This is a genomic window from Methylobacterium sp. Leaf104 (assembly GCF_001422885.1).
Lineage (GTDB): Bacteria > Pseudomonadota > Alphaproteobacteria > Rhizobiales > Beijerinckiaceae > Methylobacterium.
Genome location: NZ_LMMZ01000001.1, coordinates 1 through 15,717 on the forward strand (window position 1 = coordinate 1; position 15,717 = coordinate 15,717).

The following is a 15,717-nucleotide window of genomic DNA, read 5'->3' on the forward strand; positions in this document are numbered from 1 at the left end:
ACCAGCCTGGAGGCGGTCAACAAGCTCAAGCTTCAGGCCGGTGACACCGTCGCCTTCAAGGCCGGCACCGCCTACACCGCCTCGGCGGCCGGCACGGGCGCCCTGAACATCACCGCCTCCGGCACCGAGAAGGCCCCGATCACCTTCACCACCTACGGCACGGGRCCGGCCGCCACGATCGCCAACAGCGCGGCGGGCTACTCGGACGCCATCAACGTGGCCAACGCCAAGTACGTCGTCATCGAYGGGCTGACSATCACGGGCGCCGCGCAGGCCGGCGTCAACGTCACCAAGTCGGCCAGCCACATCACGATCCGGAACGTGGAGGCGAGCCAGGTCGGCGAGGGGGTGATGCTCAACGGCACCGACAACCTCGTCACGCGCAGCTACTTCCACGACCTGAAGATGATCAAGAACACGGCCAACGTGTACGACGACGATTACGGCGCGGTCGGGGTGATGATCGGCAACAGCAACAACGAGGTCTCGTACACCAAGATCGTCAACGCCAAGGCGCCGAGCTTCGACTACGGCCACGGCTTGAGTTTGGTAGAGGTTGGTGGAACTGCGAGTGTAGAGGTGTCCCGGCGACAGGTCGAGGGACACCGACAGCCCGGGGCGGCGCAGGAGGCGTTCGATCAGCCGGAGACGACGATTACGGCGCGGTCGGGGTGATGATCGGCAACAGCAACAACGAGGTCTCGTACACCAAGATCGTCAACGCCAAGGCGCCGAGCTTCGACTACGGCCAYGATGGCGGCGGCATCGAGCTGTTCGGCACGATGGACAACATCAAGATCCACGACAACTGGATCGAGAACACCGTCGGCTTCATCGAGGCCGGCGGTTACAAGAATTCGCTGACGAACATCTCCATCACGAACAACGTCAGCCTGAACAACAACGGCTTCGTGGACATCCACAACGGCGGCGGCAGCTTCGCCAGCACGTTCAAGAATGTCGACGTCAGCCACAACACCGTCATCGAACAGAACAACGCCGCGAAGCAGATGGCCAGCATCTTCCTGGACTCGGCTCATCAAGCGGGTCAGATATCGGTGCATGACAACGCGATATACCTGAATGCCGGCGACTCGTTCTTCAAGCAATCGGGCGACTATCACTACGATAACGTGTTCTACAGGAACTCGAACGCGACGCATCTCTACAACGACTGGGGCATGACCTTGAATGCCGGCGAGACCTTCGCCACGCTCACGCCCGCCGGCACCGCATCGATCGTTCAGGCCGTCGCGGCACAGTCGGGCGGCGCCGGATCGACGCTCGTGGCGGCGACCCAGGTCGGCCTCACCCCGGCATCGTCCGTTCCGCTCCCGCCCGTTCCGCTGCCCCCCGTGGTGTCCGCCCCGGCCCCGTCGCTGCCCGCCGTCCCCACGCCGGTCCCCGTTCCGGCACCCGCGCCGGCTCCGGCGCCCGCACCCGTCAAACTGGCGAGAACGGACGTCGCGGTGGTCGACGGGAACCGGATCACCTCCACCTACGACGCGAGCGGGACGCTCACCAACAAGGTGGTTCTGCACGCGGACAAGTCCCGCGACGTCTATGCCAGCGCCATCACCGGGAAGGACTACACCTCGTCCTACACGAGTTACGACAGCACCGGGAAAGCCGTCCTTTTGGAGAGCTTCCGGACCGATGGCAGCCTGGTGATGAAGAAGGCCTTCGGGGCCGACACCACCACCGAGACCTACGACGCGGCCGGCACGCTGACCAACAGGACGGTGCAGCATGCCGACAAGTCCCGCGAGGTCTACGTCGGAGGCGTCGTCGGCAAGGAGTACGCGGCCACCTCCACGAGCTACGACAAGGTGGGGAAGATCGTGCTCCAGGAGCAGTTCCGAGACGATGGCAGCCTGATCATGAGGAAGGTCATCGGCCTCGAGACGAATACGAAGACCTTCGATGCCGGCGGCGCGCTGACCTCCGAGACCCAGCTCCATGCCGACAAGAGCAAGGACGTGTTCCTGTCGTCCATCTCCGGCAAGTCCTACACGGCCGAGCATGACAGCTACGGCGCGAACGGAAAGCTCGAGTTCGTGGACCGGACGAACCTGGACGGCTCTCACACCCAGACGGCGTATCAGGCCAACCAGACGCTGACATCCACCGCCGACGTGGCCGACACCTTCAAGAGTTTCGGCAGCAACACGTTCGTCTTCGCCGCCGGCTTCGGGAAGGATGTCATCGAGGGGTTCCACGCCGGCTCCGGCCGCGGACACGACACCCTGTGGCTCGACAAATCCGAGATCGCCGACTTCGCGAGTCTGAAGAGCCATATCAGCGCCTCGGGGAGCGATACGCTCATCAGCCTGAGCGCGACGGACACGATCCTCCTCAAGAACATCCTGCCGGCCTCGCTGACCGAGGTCGACTTCGCCTTCGAGGACCACGGCCTCCTGCACGCCTAGGAGGCTGCGCCCCCGATGCCGGGCCGATCAGGCCCGGCGCCGGGAACGATGGATCCGGGTCCGGCGTCGGCAACCCGACGTCGCGCCGGGCAGCCCGCCTTCACGCGGGCCGTCGCCTCCTCCAGGCCTTCGTTTCCTCCAGGCCTTGACTTCCTCCAGGCCTTCGCCTCGTCAGCGGCGCAGCAGGCCGCCATAGGCCGCCAGGAGATCGTCGGTGATCCTGTCCCAGGCGAATCGGCCGGCCGCCTCGGCCTCGCTGCCGGCCAGGAGTTGCAGCAGGCGCCCGCGATCGTCGATCAGGCCCGTCAGCGCCTCGGCCAGGACATCCGGCCGCCCGGGCTCCAGCAGGAGGCCGCTGACGCCATCGGATACGGCGTCCACGAGACCGCCGACCGCGCTCGCGACGATCGCCCGCCCGTTGCCGACGGCCGCCGCGACGACGCCGCTCTGGGTCGCGTCCTGATAGGGCGCCACCACGATCTCCGCCCGCTGGAACTGCTCCGTGGCTTCGGCGGGCGTCAGGAACTTTTCCAGGACCTCGATGCAAGGCTGTTGCAGCAGGCGCGGGCGCAGGCGGTCGAGTTCCGGGCCGCGCCCCGCCACGACGATGCGGCAGGCGACGTTGTCCCGCTGCAGGATGTCCGCCGCGTCGAGCAGCGTCTCGAGACCCTTGTAGGCCTCCATGCGTCCGAAGAAGAGCATCCGCCCGCCCTCCGGCGCACGGCGCTCCGCCGGCTCGGGACACAGGATCACGCCGTGGAGCGTGTCGACGATCGCCCGACCGGTCCCGACCGCATGGATCATCTCCCGGCGGCAATGGTCGCCGTGGACGTGAAAGGCGGAAGCCGCCGCGCGCAGCCTCTGCCGAAAGACGTCCTGGCGCCTGGCATAGGCGGCGTCCCGCCCGCTATGCGGTCGGGGATCGTGGACCGTCATCAGGATCGGCAACCGCCACCGGAGAAGGCCGACGATCCGGGCGGTCAGTTTGTCCGGCTGTTCCTGGACGTGCAGCACGTCCGGGCGGAATGCGGCGATCGCCGCCGGCACCCGCGCCGTCGCGACGACGCGCCCGATCCGGCTATGTGCATCGTAGGTGACCAGCTTCAGCGCCCGTCGTGCGTCCGAGACCAGGCTGTCCCGGCATTCGTTCCGGACATTCGCCGTTTCCGCCACCAGCAGGACGTCGGCCTTCCGCGCGAGTGCCGTCGCCAACCGCACCGTATACTCGGCATAGTGGGGTGCGAAGATCGCGACGCGAAGGCGTCGGGTTTGTCGTTCGGGCACGGCGTCACGGCTCCAGCGCTGGCGAAGGAAGATCGAGGGGAAGGCCGGACGGCCTCAGACGGCGCGGGTCCGGCCGAAGGCGCTCGGGATCAGGACGCCTCCGCCGCTCGGGTCGAGCGCGACGCATGTCCCATGCCCGGCCGGGACGAAGTGCGGTCGCCGGAGGGCGGGCGGCCGGTGCCCCGGGACGATCCGCGGGCGTGCGGGCAGACCGGCGCATCCGATCCATCCTGCGGGAACGCCCAGGCCGGATTCGGTCCGATGGGCCTTCGCGCGACATCCGCGGATGCGGGCCGGGGCAGGGCGGGGCGGAGGGGGCCGCTCCGCGGCACGGTCCATGGCGCGTCATCGGATCCTGGCCTTCTCGCCCACCCGCCGGGGGGGAATTCCTTCGACACAGGCCCTTATCCGGTTGCAGTGCACACCGCCACTGGAATACGCTTCCCGCATGGGCACGGGCCATCGACGACCGTCGGCCGGAAGCGGGGGCCGGCGGGCAGGGCAGGGACGGCATCGTGCCCTCCGACGTGGCGTGGCCGGGATGGCCGCGGCCTTCGCGGTTGACCGGGTCCGCCCCGAATTCCTATACGAAACCGCTGATCACAGACGGGCGCCATGAAATCGTCTTTGCGGCCTGCATCGTCGGGCAATCTCACGACAGAGGCGTCCGGGATTGAGCAGTTCGTCCTTTCGGTCCTCTTCGTTCTATTGGTCGTCGCTTACGGATCCATCGGCCGAGACGTCTTCTTCAATCGCCTGAACGATCCCAACATCGACGATCCGATCGGCGCCGTTCTCGTCTATATCCGGTTCGGATTGTGTGCCCTGACCGTGATGATCGTGGTCATGACGACCGGACTCGCTGCGATCCGAAACGCGCTGCCGCTCGCGCTGCTTCCCTACCTGGTCCTGGCCATGGTCTCCTTCGTCTGGGCCGACGACACGAAGGGCGTGCTCAGGGCGGCGATCATCCTCACGGCGTTGTACTTCGCTATGTCGCCCCTGATTCTCCGGCTCGGCCGCGAGAAGGCGATGATGCTGCTCGTCCACGTCATCGCGGTCGTCGTGATTCTCAGCACGCTGCTCGCAGTGTTCCTGCCGTCGATCGGGACGCATACCGGTGAGGAGATGGTCCAGGCCTCCCATGGTGGCCGCTGGCGAGGTCTGTTCAGTCACAAGAACGGCCTCGGACCCTGGGGCGCCTTCGGAACCATCATCTTCCTGTTCTATCCCGGCATGATGCGGGTGCCACGGCTCTACACCTTCGTGGCGCTGGTCTGCGCGGCCGCGTGCCTGATCTTCTCGGGCTCCGCGACATCCCTGATCGGCGCGGTGACGATGCTGATCGCCCTGGCCCTCCTGCGCATCAATCGCGCGGGCGGTCCCCTCGTGACCCTCGTGGCGTTCGTGGGCGGCCTCTTCGCCGGCGTCATCCTGCTGACCCTCTTCTACGACCAGTTCTTCGGGCTGATCGGTCGCGATTCCTCGTTCACGGGCAGGACGGAGATTTGGGAGATCGCCATCGAGTACATCAAGCTGTCGCCGATCCTGGGGCACGGGTACCAGTCCCTCGGTGGCCCGACCTTCCTGGAATTCGTCGCGAGTTACGCGCAACAGGCGATCCAGGGTCCCGAGAGCCTCTATCTGGCGAGCCTGCTCGACCTCGGCATCGTGGGATTCACCCTGTTCTTCCTGCCCATCGTGATGGCCCTCGTCCGCGTCGCCGCGAATCTCAGGGCCGTCCGCTCGAACGGAGAGCGCGACACCCTCGAAGCGGCGTTCCTCATCGTCACGTCGGCCCTCTTCATGGGCATCACGGAGACGACGCCCTTCGTGTGCACCGGCTTCGATGGCGTCGTCTGCTTCGTCGCCCTGTTCGTCATCCTGCAATTCGATCCCCGTTCCAACGTCGGACGTGTGCGGAGCACGGCCGCCGCGCCGGTCGCGCGGCGATCACCCACGACCTTGAACGTGAGGACGGTCTGACGCGCAGACGCCCGTGACGGATCGGCTGCGGTGCCGGCGCGGGAGGCCGGGCGCAGACCGCCGCCCTGGATTGGAGACCCCTCGCCATGCGCCTTCCCCGGACCGATTCGCCCCTGAAACCCGAGCGGGCGGGCCTGAACCGACGCGCCCTCACGGCGCTCCTCCTCGGGCTCCCCGCGCTCGCGCCGGGCCGGGCCTCAGCCCTCGACCAGGCCCCGGCGCTGCGCCGGGGCATGAACATCCACAATCTGCTGAACTGGCCCGAGGCCGACCGGCAGGGCGGGCAGGTCACCTACCTGTGGCCGCCCTTCACCGCCCAACGCTATCAGATCACCGACGCCGCCCTCGCCGAGCTCCGCCTCGCGGGGTTCGATTTCATCCGGCTCACGGTCGATCCGAGCATCCTGATGGCGAGCGCCGCCGACCGGCAGCCCGAGCTGCTCGCGATCATCCATCGCACGATCCGCCAGATCCTGGGCGCCGGCTTCCAGGTGGTGGTCGACCTGCATCCCGTCGCGGTCAATCCGTCCTACGCCCCCGACCGGCTGATCGCGGCCGAGAACCCGGACCTGTTCACGACCTACGTCGACATGGTGGGCCGGGTCGCCGCCAGCCTCGCCAGCCTGCCGCCCGATCGGGTCGCCTTCGAACTCATCAACGAGCCGCGCATCGTGAAGGCGGCCGAGCTCGGACGCTGGCAATCGATGATGGAGCGGCTCCACGCCGCCGCGCGCACGGCCGCGCCGCAGCTCCCGCTGGTGCTGACCGGCGCGCAGTGGAGTTCGATCGATGCGCTGCTGCGCCTCGATCCGGCCCCGTTCAAGTCCAGCAACGTCCTCTACACGTTTCACTTCTACGACCCGCACACCTTCACGCACCAGGGCGTGCCCGGGGAGGGGGCGCAGTATCTCAGGAACATGAACTGGCCGCCGCAACCCGCTCAGGCGGAGGCGCTGCTCGAAGGCGCGACGGCCCGCATCAACGCCGATCCGAAGGTGGCGGCCGCGGACAAGGACGCGGTGATCGCCCGGAGCCGGAAGCTGATCCGCGACTATTTCGGGACGCCGACCGGGCGGGAGGTCATCGATCGCCGGTTCGATGCCGTGGCGGCCTGGGCCCAGCGCAACGGCATCCCGAACGGGCGCGTGCTCTTGGGCGAGTTCGGTGGCGTCTGGCGCGTCTCGGGCAGCGACGGCATCGCGCAGGACCGGGTCGCCTGGCTGGCGGCCGTCCGTTCGGCGGCCGAGGCGCGGGGATTCGCGTGGGCCTACTGGGCCTACGAGCTCCCCCTGGAACGGGACGTCCTGTCGGGCCTCGGATTGCCGAAATCGTGACCGGAGGCCGGTGGCCGGCCGATTCTGCACGATAGCGCGCGATCCCCGGCCGTGACGACGACGGTCGCGCGCCGGTTTCCGCGTGCTCAGATCGCTTCGCGCGGCGCGACCGACTTGTGGCGATGTCTCAGGGCGGCCACGGGTTGCTCGATCAGGTGGTACGAGGCCATCGAGACGAGCGCGGTCATCAGCGCGATCAACGGGACGCCGACCCATTTGCTCAGCATCGGGAGCCCGATGAGGCTGACGATGGCATAGTGCCAGAGGTAGATCGAATAGCTCAGCCGGCCCACATATTCCAGGATCGGAAGATTCAAAACTCGCTTTGCCAAGTCTAGGCCGGGCGAGAAGAGGACGTTCGTCATCAGGACGGCGATCGACAGGCTCAGGAAGGAGTATCGAACCGTTTCCCGGAAGAACAGATCCCGGTAGGCAAAGCACAGACCGATCAGCGCGAGGGCGGCCAAGGGAATGGCCGGGTGGCACAGGGTCCGAAGGAGCGCGCGCCCGCGGGCGAGCTCGCAGAGGACGGCGACGAGGACGCCGTAGACGATGGCGTCGATCTGATACTGCGTCTCGAAATAGAAGACCTTCGTGTGCAGCAGCTCCGGCCGGGACAGGGCGCCGAAGATGCGCAGGCTGAGGCACAGGCCGCACAGGAAGAGGCAGAAGCCGATCAGGTTCGACAGGCTCTTCCGGAACAGAGCGAAAATCAGCGGGAAGAAGATGTAGAAATGCTCTTCGACCGAGAGAGACCAGAAGATGATGAACGGCATGATCTCGCCGGTCTGCCCGGTTTCGGACAGGCGGGAATAGTAATAGTTCGCGAAATAGAACAGCCCGGACAGGATCTCGATGAGATGGAGGCGCGACGGCCACCAGATCGCGCTCGCCGCCACCACGACGACCGTGAAGCAGACGATGACGGGATAGAGCCTCAGCAGGCGGCGGATGTAGAACTGCGCCAGATCGATCTTTCCGTAGGCCTTCAGCTCGACGAACAGCAGGCGCGTGATGAGGAAGCCGCTGATCACGAAGAAGATTCGGACGCCGAAGCCGCCGGGGAAGATCTTGTTGCTGACCGTATGCGACAGGAAGACGAGCAGGATGCTGAGGGCGCGCATGCCGTTGAGGCTCGGTATGAAGCCGCCCTCTGCCGCCATGGGAACAGTATAGCGGCCAGGATCGCCCTTCCGAAATGTCGAACTATGATGCATCATTGAATTGTGCCGCTCAGCTTAGCTGTCGAGCCTCTATGTCAGACTTCGGGAACCCCGTCATCCGGTAAAGTCCGACGACGCGTCTACAGAATTGGCGAGAAGCACTGGTCTCTGTACAGGCTGCAGGATTGCGGACACGGCCCCGTCGTGCGCACCGACCGTCGCGTCATCGTTCCCGGAGCGCGGGACCGGCCCGGCCGGCTGCGCGCGCCGGACGCCTGTCCCGACCGAGCCCGCTTCGTGGGCTGCGCGCGTTCGGACCTGCACGCCGCGTGCCAGCGGCATGCGGGGGCGGCGGGGCCCTGGCCATTCGGGATGGCCCCGCGAATCCGCCGGCCCCGGGAGCCGGATTTCCCGCGCCTCCGACGGCCGGCGGCGGCGAGGCGGCGGTCAGCCGCCCCCGGGGTCGGTCTCCCCATCCGGCTGGCCCCCGCCTTTCGGGCCCTGGCCGGGCTTGCCCTCGGTCTTCTCGTTGGGGTCCATCACCGCATCCGGCGCGGTGTTGGCCGGCTTGTCCTTCGGCGGATCCTTGTCGTCGGGGCCTGTCATCGTGTCACTCCTCGGAGCCGGCGGTGGGGGAGCGGGGCCGGTCGGACTGGCCGTCGGACGAGCCGCCGGCCGGCGCGGGGTTGCGCCCCTTCGCTGCCCCGTCCGATTCGGCCCCGTCCCATCCGGCGTTGCGACCGGCGTCGGTCCGGCCCCCCGGACCCTGGCGGGTGATCGCGGCCTGGTCGGGCGACTGCCCTCCGCCGGCGACCGCCGGATCGCCCGGCGTGCCGACGTCGGAATCGGGTTTGCGCGTGCCGACGATGGGGATGTGCGCGTTGGGCATGGTTACTCTCCCGCATCCGTGCCGTTGGGCGCGGTCGCGCGGTCGATGGCCTCGCGGGCGGCGCCGGAGGTCTCGGCCTTTCGGGCGGCCGCGCCGATCTCTCCCAGGGTCGCGGACGGCGTCCCGCCCCCTGGCATCGCCCCGCCCTGCGCCGGCAGGCCGGTCTGGGGGGCGTTGTCCTGCGTGAGGGTCTGGGCGTCGCGGTCGGCGCCGAGGCCCTTCGGCGCGCTGCGCGCGCGCGGCTCGTCGGTCATGGAATCCTCCTGATGTCGGAGGCTCAACCCGGCGCAGGGCCCGAGGTTGCTTCATCGCGGCCGGCATGGGCCGCGCGCAGGCGCAGGCGATCGGCTTCGTGGGACAGCGCCGCCTCGGCGCGGAGGAGGGCGAGGTCGGCCTGCCCGCGGGCGGCGGCCCGGACGTCCGGTCCCCCGAGATCGGCGAGGGCGGCGAGCGCCTTCTGCACCCGCAGGCCGATCGTCGGGTCCGCGGCGCCGGCGCGGGCGATGGGCTCGAAGGCGTCCGCGAACAGGTCGTCCGCGCTGAGGCCGGGCACATGCAGGTGCGGATAGGCGGGCGCTTCCGGAGCCGCGGTCCGCCGCGCGTCCCAGGCGGCGAGCACCCGGACCAGGGTACCGATGACGTCGACGGCGGTGCCGGGATCGTTCACCGCCGGAGACAGGGCGCGCTGGGCCACCTCCGCGAGGACGATGATCCCGAAGCGCGGATCGTCGTCGAAGCTGCGCCGGTCCCCGACGACGAAGGCCGCCGCGATCCGCGCCTGCAGGTCGGAGTCGACGGCGCCGCCGACCTCGACCAGGAGTCGTCCCGGATGGACGAAGGCGCCCGGCAGGACCGAGAGGTGGAGGGTGAGGCCGCGCGGCCCGGCGAGCGCCTCGAGGCGCGCGGCGTCGACATGCTGGATGTAGCCGGTAGCCGCGGCGACGATCCGCTCCGCACCGGGGGGCGCCGGGCGCCAGGGCAGGCCGCCGAGACAGGGCGCCTCGGCCCGTCGCCGCAGGGCATCGCCGGCCGCCGCCTCGATGGCGTCGATGGTCTCGCCGACCCGGCCGAGATGCGACAGCGTGTCGATCCAGCGGACCAGCGTCGCCACCACGCTGGCGAGGACCAGCAGGGTCAGGCCGAACAGGATCACCCGGCCCTGGCTGCCGTAGAAATGGGTCTTGAGGGCGATCAGGCCGACGACGCTGTAGACGAAGGCGCCGATGAAGCTCGCCACCGCCGTCTGCGCCCGGGTGTCGCGCATCAGCAGGGTCACGGCGCGGGGCGTCACCGTGCTGGTGGCGCCGCCATAGGCCTGGACGATGGTGGAGAGCGAGAAGGTCGCCACCGGCAGCATGCTGGTGGCCAGGACGGAGAGGATCTGGTCGACCGCGTCGGCGCCGACCGACGCGCCGAGATCGGCCGGCACCATCGGTGCGAGGGCGGCCGAGGCCAGGGCGGCCGCGACCCCGCCGAGGCTGAAGGCGGCGACGCGGATGAGGGGGCGCCGCCCCCAGCGTCGGAGGGCGTAGAGGGCGGTGGACATGCCAGCGGCTTCCGGTCGAGACTCGCGGGTCGAGGCTCGAAAGCCGTTCGTGCTCCTGGCCGTCGGGACGCGTGGTCCCGACGGCCGCCGGGCCTCAGAGGCCGTCGAACAGCGCCGAGGAGATGTAGCGCTCGGCGAACGAGCAGGCGACGGTGACGATGCGCTTGCCGCGGAAGTCGGGGCGCGCGGCGAGCTTCAGGGCCGCGGCCACGTTGCCGCCCGTGGAGATGCCGCCGGGAATGCCCTCGAGGCGCGAGAGCTGGCGGGAGGTGTCGAAGGCCTCCTGGTTCGAGACCGTGATGACCTCGTCGATGATCGCCTTGTCGAGGTTGTCCGGGATGAACCCGGCGCCGATGCCCTGGATCTTGTGCGGACCGGGCTGGCCGCCGGAGATGACCGGCGAATCGGTGGGCTCGACGGCGACGATGCGCAGGCCCGGCAGGCGCGGCTTCAGCACCGAGCCGACGCCCGTGATGGTGCCGCCCGTGCCGACGCCGGCCACGAAGGCGTCGAGGTGGCCCTGGGTGTCGTTCCAGATCTCCTCGGCCGTCGTCTTGCGGTGGATCTCGGGATTGGCGGGGTTCGAGAACTGCTGGGGCATGATCGCGCCCGGGATCTCGTTGAGGAGTTCCTCGGCCTTGGCGATGGCGCCCTTCATGCCCTGCGGGCCGGGAGTCAGCGCGAGTTCGGCGCCGAGGAAGGCCAGCATCTTGCGGCGCTCCAGGGACATCGTCTCGGGCATCACCAGGATCAGGCGGTAGCCGCGCGCGGCGGCCACGAAGGCCAGGGCGATGCCGGTGTTGCCGGAGGTCGGCTCCACGAGCGTGCCGCCGGGCTTCAGCTTGCCGGAGGCCTCGAGGGCGTCGATCATGTTGACGCCGATGCGGTCCTTCACGCTCGCGATCGGGTTGAAGAACTCGAGCTTGAGCAGGATCTCGGCGTCGATCCCGTGCTCCTTGGTGATGCGGTTGAGGCGCACCAGCGGGGTGTTGCCGATGGTCTCGGTGATCGAGCCGAAGATGTGGCCGTGGCCCGGCGTGCGGGTCGAAGCGGGGCTCTGGGACTCGGCCATAGATCTCTCCTGAACAGCGTGAGGATTGCGTCCCGGCGGCCGGCGCGCGGATGCGCCGGATCTCGCCTGGACCGAACTCAGGGCCGGGAGATATCGTGTCGTTTCTGTCGAGGCAATCGACAAAGATCCGGGATCAAAGACAATCCTTCTCTGCCGACAACCGGGCTGCAGACTTGGAGTAGTCTTCTACTGTGAAGGCCGAAAAACAGAGAATATCTTTCTCGGCGTGCCGATCTCGGCCCGGCCTCGCCGCCGGGATCAGTGCGTCAGCAGGGCGGCGCAGAGCATCACCATGGTGGCGACGACCGGGCTGGCGGTGACGATCATCGCGGCGCCCGCATGGACTCCCTGGGGCCAGCGATAGCGGGTCTCCTCGCGCAGTCCGGGCCGGAGGCCGTTGCTGCCGGTGGTCCATTCCACCCTCGTGCCCATCGCGTACTCCCCATCCGCCGAGACGTTCGGCGGCGGGGACAGGAGGCACGGGGCGGCTTGAAGGGCTGGTAAATCCGCGGCCGTGACCGCGGATCGTCGTCAATGGAAGCTTAAGGCGGCGGGCGTCCGGAACGATCCCGGCTCAGAGGGCGCGGTCGAACCGCAGCTCGCCCTTCTGGCTCTTGATCACCAGCTGAGACCCGACGAGATCCCACTGGCCGGCCGTGCGCAGGGCGATGAAGAAGTCCTGCTCGCTGGCGCCGAGGCCCTTGTCGCAGGGCTTCTTGGTCAGGGCGAGCGGGCCGACCGCGAGGTGCTGCTCCTTGAGCGGGAAGGCGGTGGCCGCGAAGGTGTTGCAGCCGCCGTAGCCGCGGGCGCGGTACTGCTTGTCGATCATGAAGCTCGGGCGGTCGTTGCCGCCGAAGGGCTTGCCGTTCAGGCTCACCGCCGTCCAGGTGGCATCGAGGGGGAAGATCTTTTCCTGGGGCTTGGCCGCCGGGACGTACTGCTTCTTCTCGGGCTTCTCGCGGGCGTCCCGGCCGAAGCCGGTGACGTTGTTGCCCATCTGCGCGGTCGCCGTCGTGGTCATGGCTGCCGTCATGGCGCCGGCCGCGATCGCGCCGGCTACCATGGCGATTTGGATCGCTCTCATCGTCTGGCCCCCTTTCAAGCGCGCTTCGCGTCGCGTCGAACGTTGCAACCGTGCCGGTCCCCTCGGGGCTCGGCGCGGGTCGTGCGCGGAGCCGCCGACGATGGGACGGACCCTGCGGCCAATCGGATAAGATTCCAGCACAAATATGGTCAAGGCCGCGTGAGCCGGGAATCGGCGGGACGCCCGCGTGATCCCCCGCTAACCGGGTCGGGCCGCACCGATCGTCGAGCGTTTTGTCGAGCGTTTTGTATTGAACGATCCCGCGACGCTGCCGTTGTCCGGCGGAGAACGGCGATCAGGGAGTTGTCAGGGTGACGGGATCGGACGAAGGAACCCCGAGCGGCCTGCAGCCTGAGGCGGCGGGTCCGAACATCATCAGCCCGGCGCAGTCGCGGGCCGCCCGGGCCCTCCTCGACTGGTCGGAGGCCGATCTCGCCGGCAAGCTCGGGCTCGGCGCGGATTTCGTCCGCGCCTTCGAATCGGGCGGACGGGAGCAGCCCTCGGGCCAGATCGAGGCCCTGCGCAGCACCTTCATGGCCCATGGCGTGGTGTTCAGCCAGGAGGGCGGCTCGGCCGGGGTCCGCCTGAGCGGACAGGGACGCGGCGAGGGCACCCGGGTGGACGCCCTCAACACCGAGAACGACCGCTAGGGCGGCGGCCGCCGAGCCCGCGGGGGCTCAGGCGCCCTTCGCGAGGGCCTTCAGGTCGCGGGCCGGATCGGCCGCCTCCTCCGGCGTGAGCGGCAGGCCGAGGCCGAGGATGCGCCGGGCCGCCATGTGGTCGGCGGGCCGGTCCACCGTCTCGACGCCGCTGAGGCGCCCCTGGCGGAAACGGAAGACGGATAGGCCGGTCTCGGACGGGCGCACGACGCTGGAATCGTCGGGCCGCGTCAGGCCGGCGATCTGAAGCTTGTGCGGTCCCTGATCGCTCCAGAACCACGGCACCGCCGCGTAGGCGGCCGGGCGCCCGGTGAGGCGGGCGGCGAGGCAGCGGCCCTGGTCCACGGCGTTCTGCACCGATTCGATGCGCACGGCCTGCCCATCCGCGAAGCGGCTCGGCACCCGGGCGCAGTCGCCGAGCGCCGAGATGGCGGGATCGGAGGTCGCCAGGAAGACGTCGGCGTGGATGCCGTCGCCGACGGCGAGGCCGGCGGCCTCGGCGAGGTCCTGGTTCGGCACGACGCCGATGCCGACGAGGACGAGGTCGGCCTCGATGGCCGATCCGTCGGCGAGCCGGACCCGCGCCACGCGGCCGGCCTCGCCCTCCAGCGCCTGCACCCCGGCCCCGAACGCGAAGCTGACGCCGGCTCTTCTGTGCGCCTGCGTGAAGAACCCGGCGGTCTCGGCCGAGACCGCCCGCGCCATGGGACGGTCCGCGGCCTCGATCACCGTCACGGGGATGCCGGACCCGGCGCAGATCCCGGCGAATTCCAGGCCGATGAAGCCGGCGCCGACGATGGCGATGGCGCGGGCCGCCGCGCGGGCGGCTTTCAGCGCATCGGCGTCGGCGAGCGAGCGCAGCTGGTGCACCCCCAGCAGGGTGGTGCCGGGCACCGGCAGGGCCCGGTTGCGCGCGCCGGTCGCCAGGACGAGGTGATCGTAGGGCAGGGCGCCGCCGTCGCCGAGCCGCACCTGCCGCGCCGCCCGGTCGATCGCGGTCACGGTCAGACCGGACCGCTGCGCGATGCGGTGCTCCGCGAAGTAGGAGGCCGGCCGCAGGCACAGGCCGGCCGCATCGGTCTTGCCGGCCAGGTAGGCCTTCGACAGGGGCGGGCGCTGATAGGGCAGGCCCTCGTCGCCCAGCAGCGTGATGGGATCGGCAAAGCCCGCCTCGCGCAGGGAGGCCGCGACCTGGAAGCCGGCCTGGCCGGCGCCGACGATGACGACACCGGCCGCGCTCATGCCTCGAACTCCGCGGTGACGGGGGAAGGGTTCGGCGACAGCCGGAGCTGGGGCAGCCAGCGTCCGCCGTCCTTGGCGATGTAGTCCCAGAAGGCCGCCGCGGCGGGACCGAGCACCTTGTCGGCCCGGCGCACCGCGTACCAGTCGCGCCGGATCGGCAGGCCCTGGACATCGAGCACCGCGAGGCGCCCGCTCTCGAGCTCGGCCGCCACCGTGTGGGCCGAGATGAGGGCGATGCCGAGCCCCGCCATCACCGCCTGCTTGATGGTCTCGTTCGAGCCGGAATCGATCCCGAGCCGCGCGCGCTTGATCATGACCCCGGCCATGAACTCCTCGAACACCGTGCGCGTGCCCGACCCCTCCTCGCGCACCAGGAAGGATTCCTGGGCGAGGTCGGCCCGGGTCAGCCCGGTGCGGCCCACGAAGGGGTGGTGGGGGCCGGCGATGATGACGATCGGGTGCGGGCCGAAGATCTCGGCCTCGATGGCGAAGTCGCGGGGCGGACGGCCCATGATGGCGAAGTCGATCTCGTAGTTGCGGAGCGCCTCGACCATGTTGCCGCGATTCCCCACCGTGAGGTTGATCTCCACCGCCGGGTGCAGCCCGACGAAGCCCGCGATCACCCCCGGGGCGAAGTACTTGGCCGTCGAGACCACGCCCATCGCCACGCGCCCGCTGCTGCCGCCCTTCAGGGTCTCGAGCCGGTCGGCGCAGGTTTCCAGCACCGTGTTGATGCTGTTGATCGCCCAGAGCATTTCGCGGCCCGCATCCGTGGGTTTCAGGCCGGTGGGCGTCCGGTCGAACAGCATCAGGCCCGCCTCCTCCTCCAGCTGGCGGATGCGGGCGTAGAGCGCGGCCGAGGTCACGTTGAGCTCCTGCGCGGCGCGCGTCATGGTGCCGAGACGGGCGACGGCGGCGACGGCCTGGAGCTGTTTGAGAGAGAGATTGCGCATCAGGCTTTTTTAGTTTTTTTGGAATCGCCCGCAAGTTTTTTCAGAATTCTTTCGGTGATACCATGGGGGCCTGCGC

16 protein-coding genes are annotated in these 15,717 nt (G+C 69.1%); 5 read left to right on the top strand and 11 right to left on the bottom strand.

Annotation, left to right across the window (positions count from 1 at the left end):
- Together ASF49_RS23410 and ASF49_RS24130 are read left to right on the top strand one after the other, a co-directional pair.
- Positions 1–675: right-handed parallel beta-helix repeat-containing protein (locus ASF49_RS23410; RefSeq protein ID WP_200929984.1), on the top strand; the 675-nt coding region annotated here is incomplete at its 5' end.
- A complete protein-coding gene (locus ASF49_RS24130; protein WP_056465833.1) occupies positions 675–2,429 on the top strand; it encodes a hypothetical protein in 1,755 nt (584 codons plus the stop codon). The genes ASF49_RS23410 and ASF49_RS24130, both read left to right, overlap by 1 nt.
- A 171-nt stretch (positions 2,430–2,600) precedes the next feature.
- Here ASF49_RS24130 and ASF49_RS00015 read toward each other — a convergent pair whose 3' ends face one another.
- Complete coding sequence (locus tag ASF49_RS00015; protein WP_156652735.1) at positions 2,601–3,713, bottom strand: glycosyltransferase family 4 protein; 1,113 nt, start codon at positions 3,711–3,713, stop codon at positions 2,601–2,603.
- Positions 3,714–4,421: 708 nt separating this feature from the next.
- On the opposite strand from ASF49_RS00015, the gene ASF49_RS00020 reads away from it, so the two are divergent.
- Positions 4,422–5,699, top strand: coding sequence for an O-antigen ligase family protein (locus tag ASF49_RS00020; RefSeq protein WP_056465839.1), 1,278 nt, complete (start codon positions 4,422–4,424; stop codon positions 5,697–5,699).
- 86 nt (positions 5,700–5,785) lie between these two features.
- Complete coding sequence (locus ASF49_RS00025) at positions 5,786–7,033, top strand: glycoside hydrolase family 5 protein (RefSeq protein WP_056465842.1); 1,248 nt, start codon at positions 5,786–5,788, stop codon at positions 7,031–7,033.
- 86 nt (positions 7,034–7,119) lie between these two features.
- On the opposite strand, the gene ASF49_RS00030 is transcribed toward ASF49_RS00025, so the two are convergent.
- The 8 genes from ASF49_RS00030 to ASF49_RS00055 all read right to left on the bottom strand — a co-directional run bounded on the left by ASF49_RS00030 (position 7,120) and on the right by ASF49_RS00055 (position 12,787).
- Positions 7,120–8,253 (bottom strand): acyltransferase family protein, encoded by a 1,134-nt coding sequence (locus tag ASF49_RS00030; protein WP_082510702.1) that lies wholly within the window; start codon positions 8,251–8,253, stop codon positions 7,120–7,122.
- 390 nt (positions 8,254–8,643) lie between these two features.
- Entirely contained in the window at positions 8,644–8,802 is a 159-nt protein-coding gene (locus tag ASF49_RS24135; RefSeq protein WP_200929986.1) for a hypothetical protein, read from the bottom strand.
- A 4-nt stretch (positions 8,803–8,806) separates the two neighbouring features.
- The gene (locus tag ASF49_RS00035) at positions 8,807–9,085 is read right to left on the bottom strand and encodes a hypothetical protein (RefSeq protein ID WP_056465847.1); all 279 of its coding nucleotides are present in this window, start codon (positions 9,083–9,085) and stop codon (positions 8,807–8,809) included.
- Between the two features lie 2 nt (positions 9,086–9,087).
- Positions 9,088–9,339, bottom strand: coding sequence for a hypothetical protein (locus ASF49_RS00040; protein ID WP_056465850.1), 252 nt, complete (start codon positions 9,337–9,339; stop codon positions 9,088–9,090).
- Positions 9,340–9,362: 23 nt separating this feature from the next.
- Positions 9,363–10,631 carry a DUF2254 domain-containing protein gene (locus ASF49_RS00045; RefSeq protein ID WP_056465854.1) on the bottom strand — a complete coding sequence of 423 codons (1,269 nt, stop codon included), beginning with the start codon at positions 10,629–10,631 and terminating at the stop codon, positions 9,363–9,365.
- A gap of 94 nt (positions 10,632–10,725) precedes the next feature.
- Positions 10,726–11,703 carry a cysteine synthase A gene (gene cysK, locus ASF49_RS00050; protein ID WP_056465857.1) on the bottom strand — a complete coding sequence of 326 codons (978 nt, stop codon included), beginning with the start codon at positions 11,701–11,703 and terminating at the stop codon, positions 10,726–10,728.
- 258 nt (positions 11,704–11,961) lie between these two features.
- A complete protein-coding gene (locus ASF49_RS23415) occupies positions 11,962–12,135 on the bottom strand; it encodes a hypothetical protein (RefSeq protein WP_156652736.1) in 174 nt (57 codons plus the stop codon).
- 142 nt (positions 12,136–12,277) lie between these two features.
- On the bottom strand, positions 12,278–12,787 hold the full coding sequence (locus ASF49_RS00055) for an META domain-containing protein (RefSeq protein WP_056465860.1): 510 nt from the start codon (positions 12,785–12,787) through the stop codon (positions 12,278–12,280).
- 311 nt (positions 12,788–13,098) lie between these two features.
- On the opposite strand from ASF49_RS00055, the gene ASF49_RS00060 reads away from it, so the two are divergent.
- Positions 13,099–13,437 (top strand): helix-turn-helix domain-containing protein, encoded by a 339-nt coding sequence (locus ASF49_RS00060; RefSeq protein ID WP_056465863.1) that lies wholly within the window; start codon positions 13,099–13,101, stop codon positions 13,435–13,437.
- Positions 13,438–13,464: 27 nt separating this feature from the next.
- Here ASF49_RS00060 and ASF49_RS00065 read toward each other — a convergent pair whose 3' ends face one another.
- Positions 13,465–14,688, bottom strand: coding sequence for an NAD(P)/FAD-dependent oxidoreductase (locus ASF49_RS00065; RefSeq protein ID WP_056465865.1), 1,224 nt, complete (start codon positions 14,686–14,688; stop codon positions 13,465–13,467).
- Positions 14,685–15,641 (bottom strand): LysR family transcriptional regulator, encoded by a 957-nt coding sequence (locus tag ASF49_RS00070; protein WP_056465869.1) that lies wholly within the window; start codon positions 15,639–15,641, stop codon positions 14,685–14,687. The genes ASF49_RS00065 and ASF49_RS00070 overlap by 4 nt, the downstream gene beginning before the upstream one ends.
- Positions 15,642–15,717 lie beyond the last annotated feature (76 nt).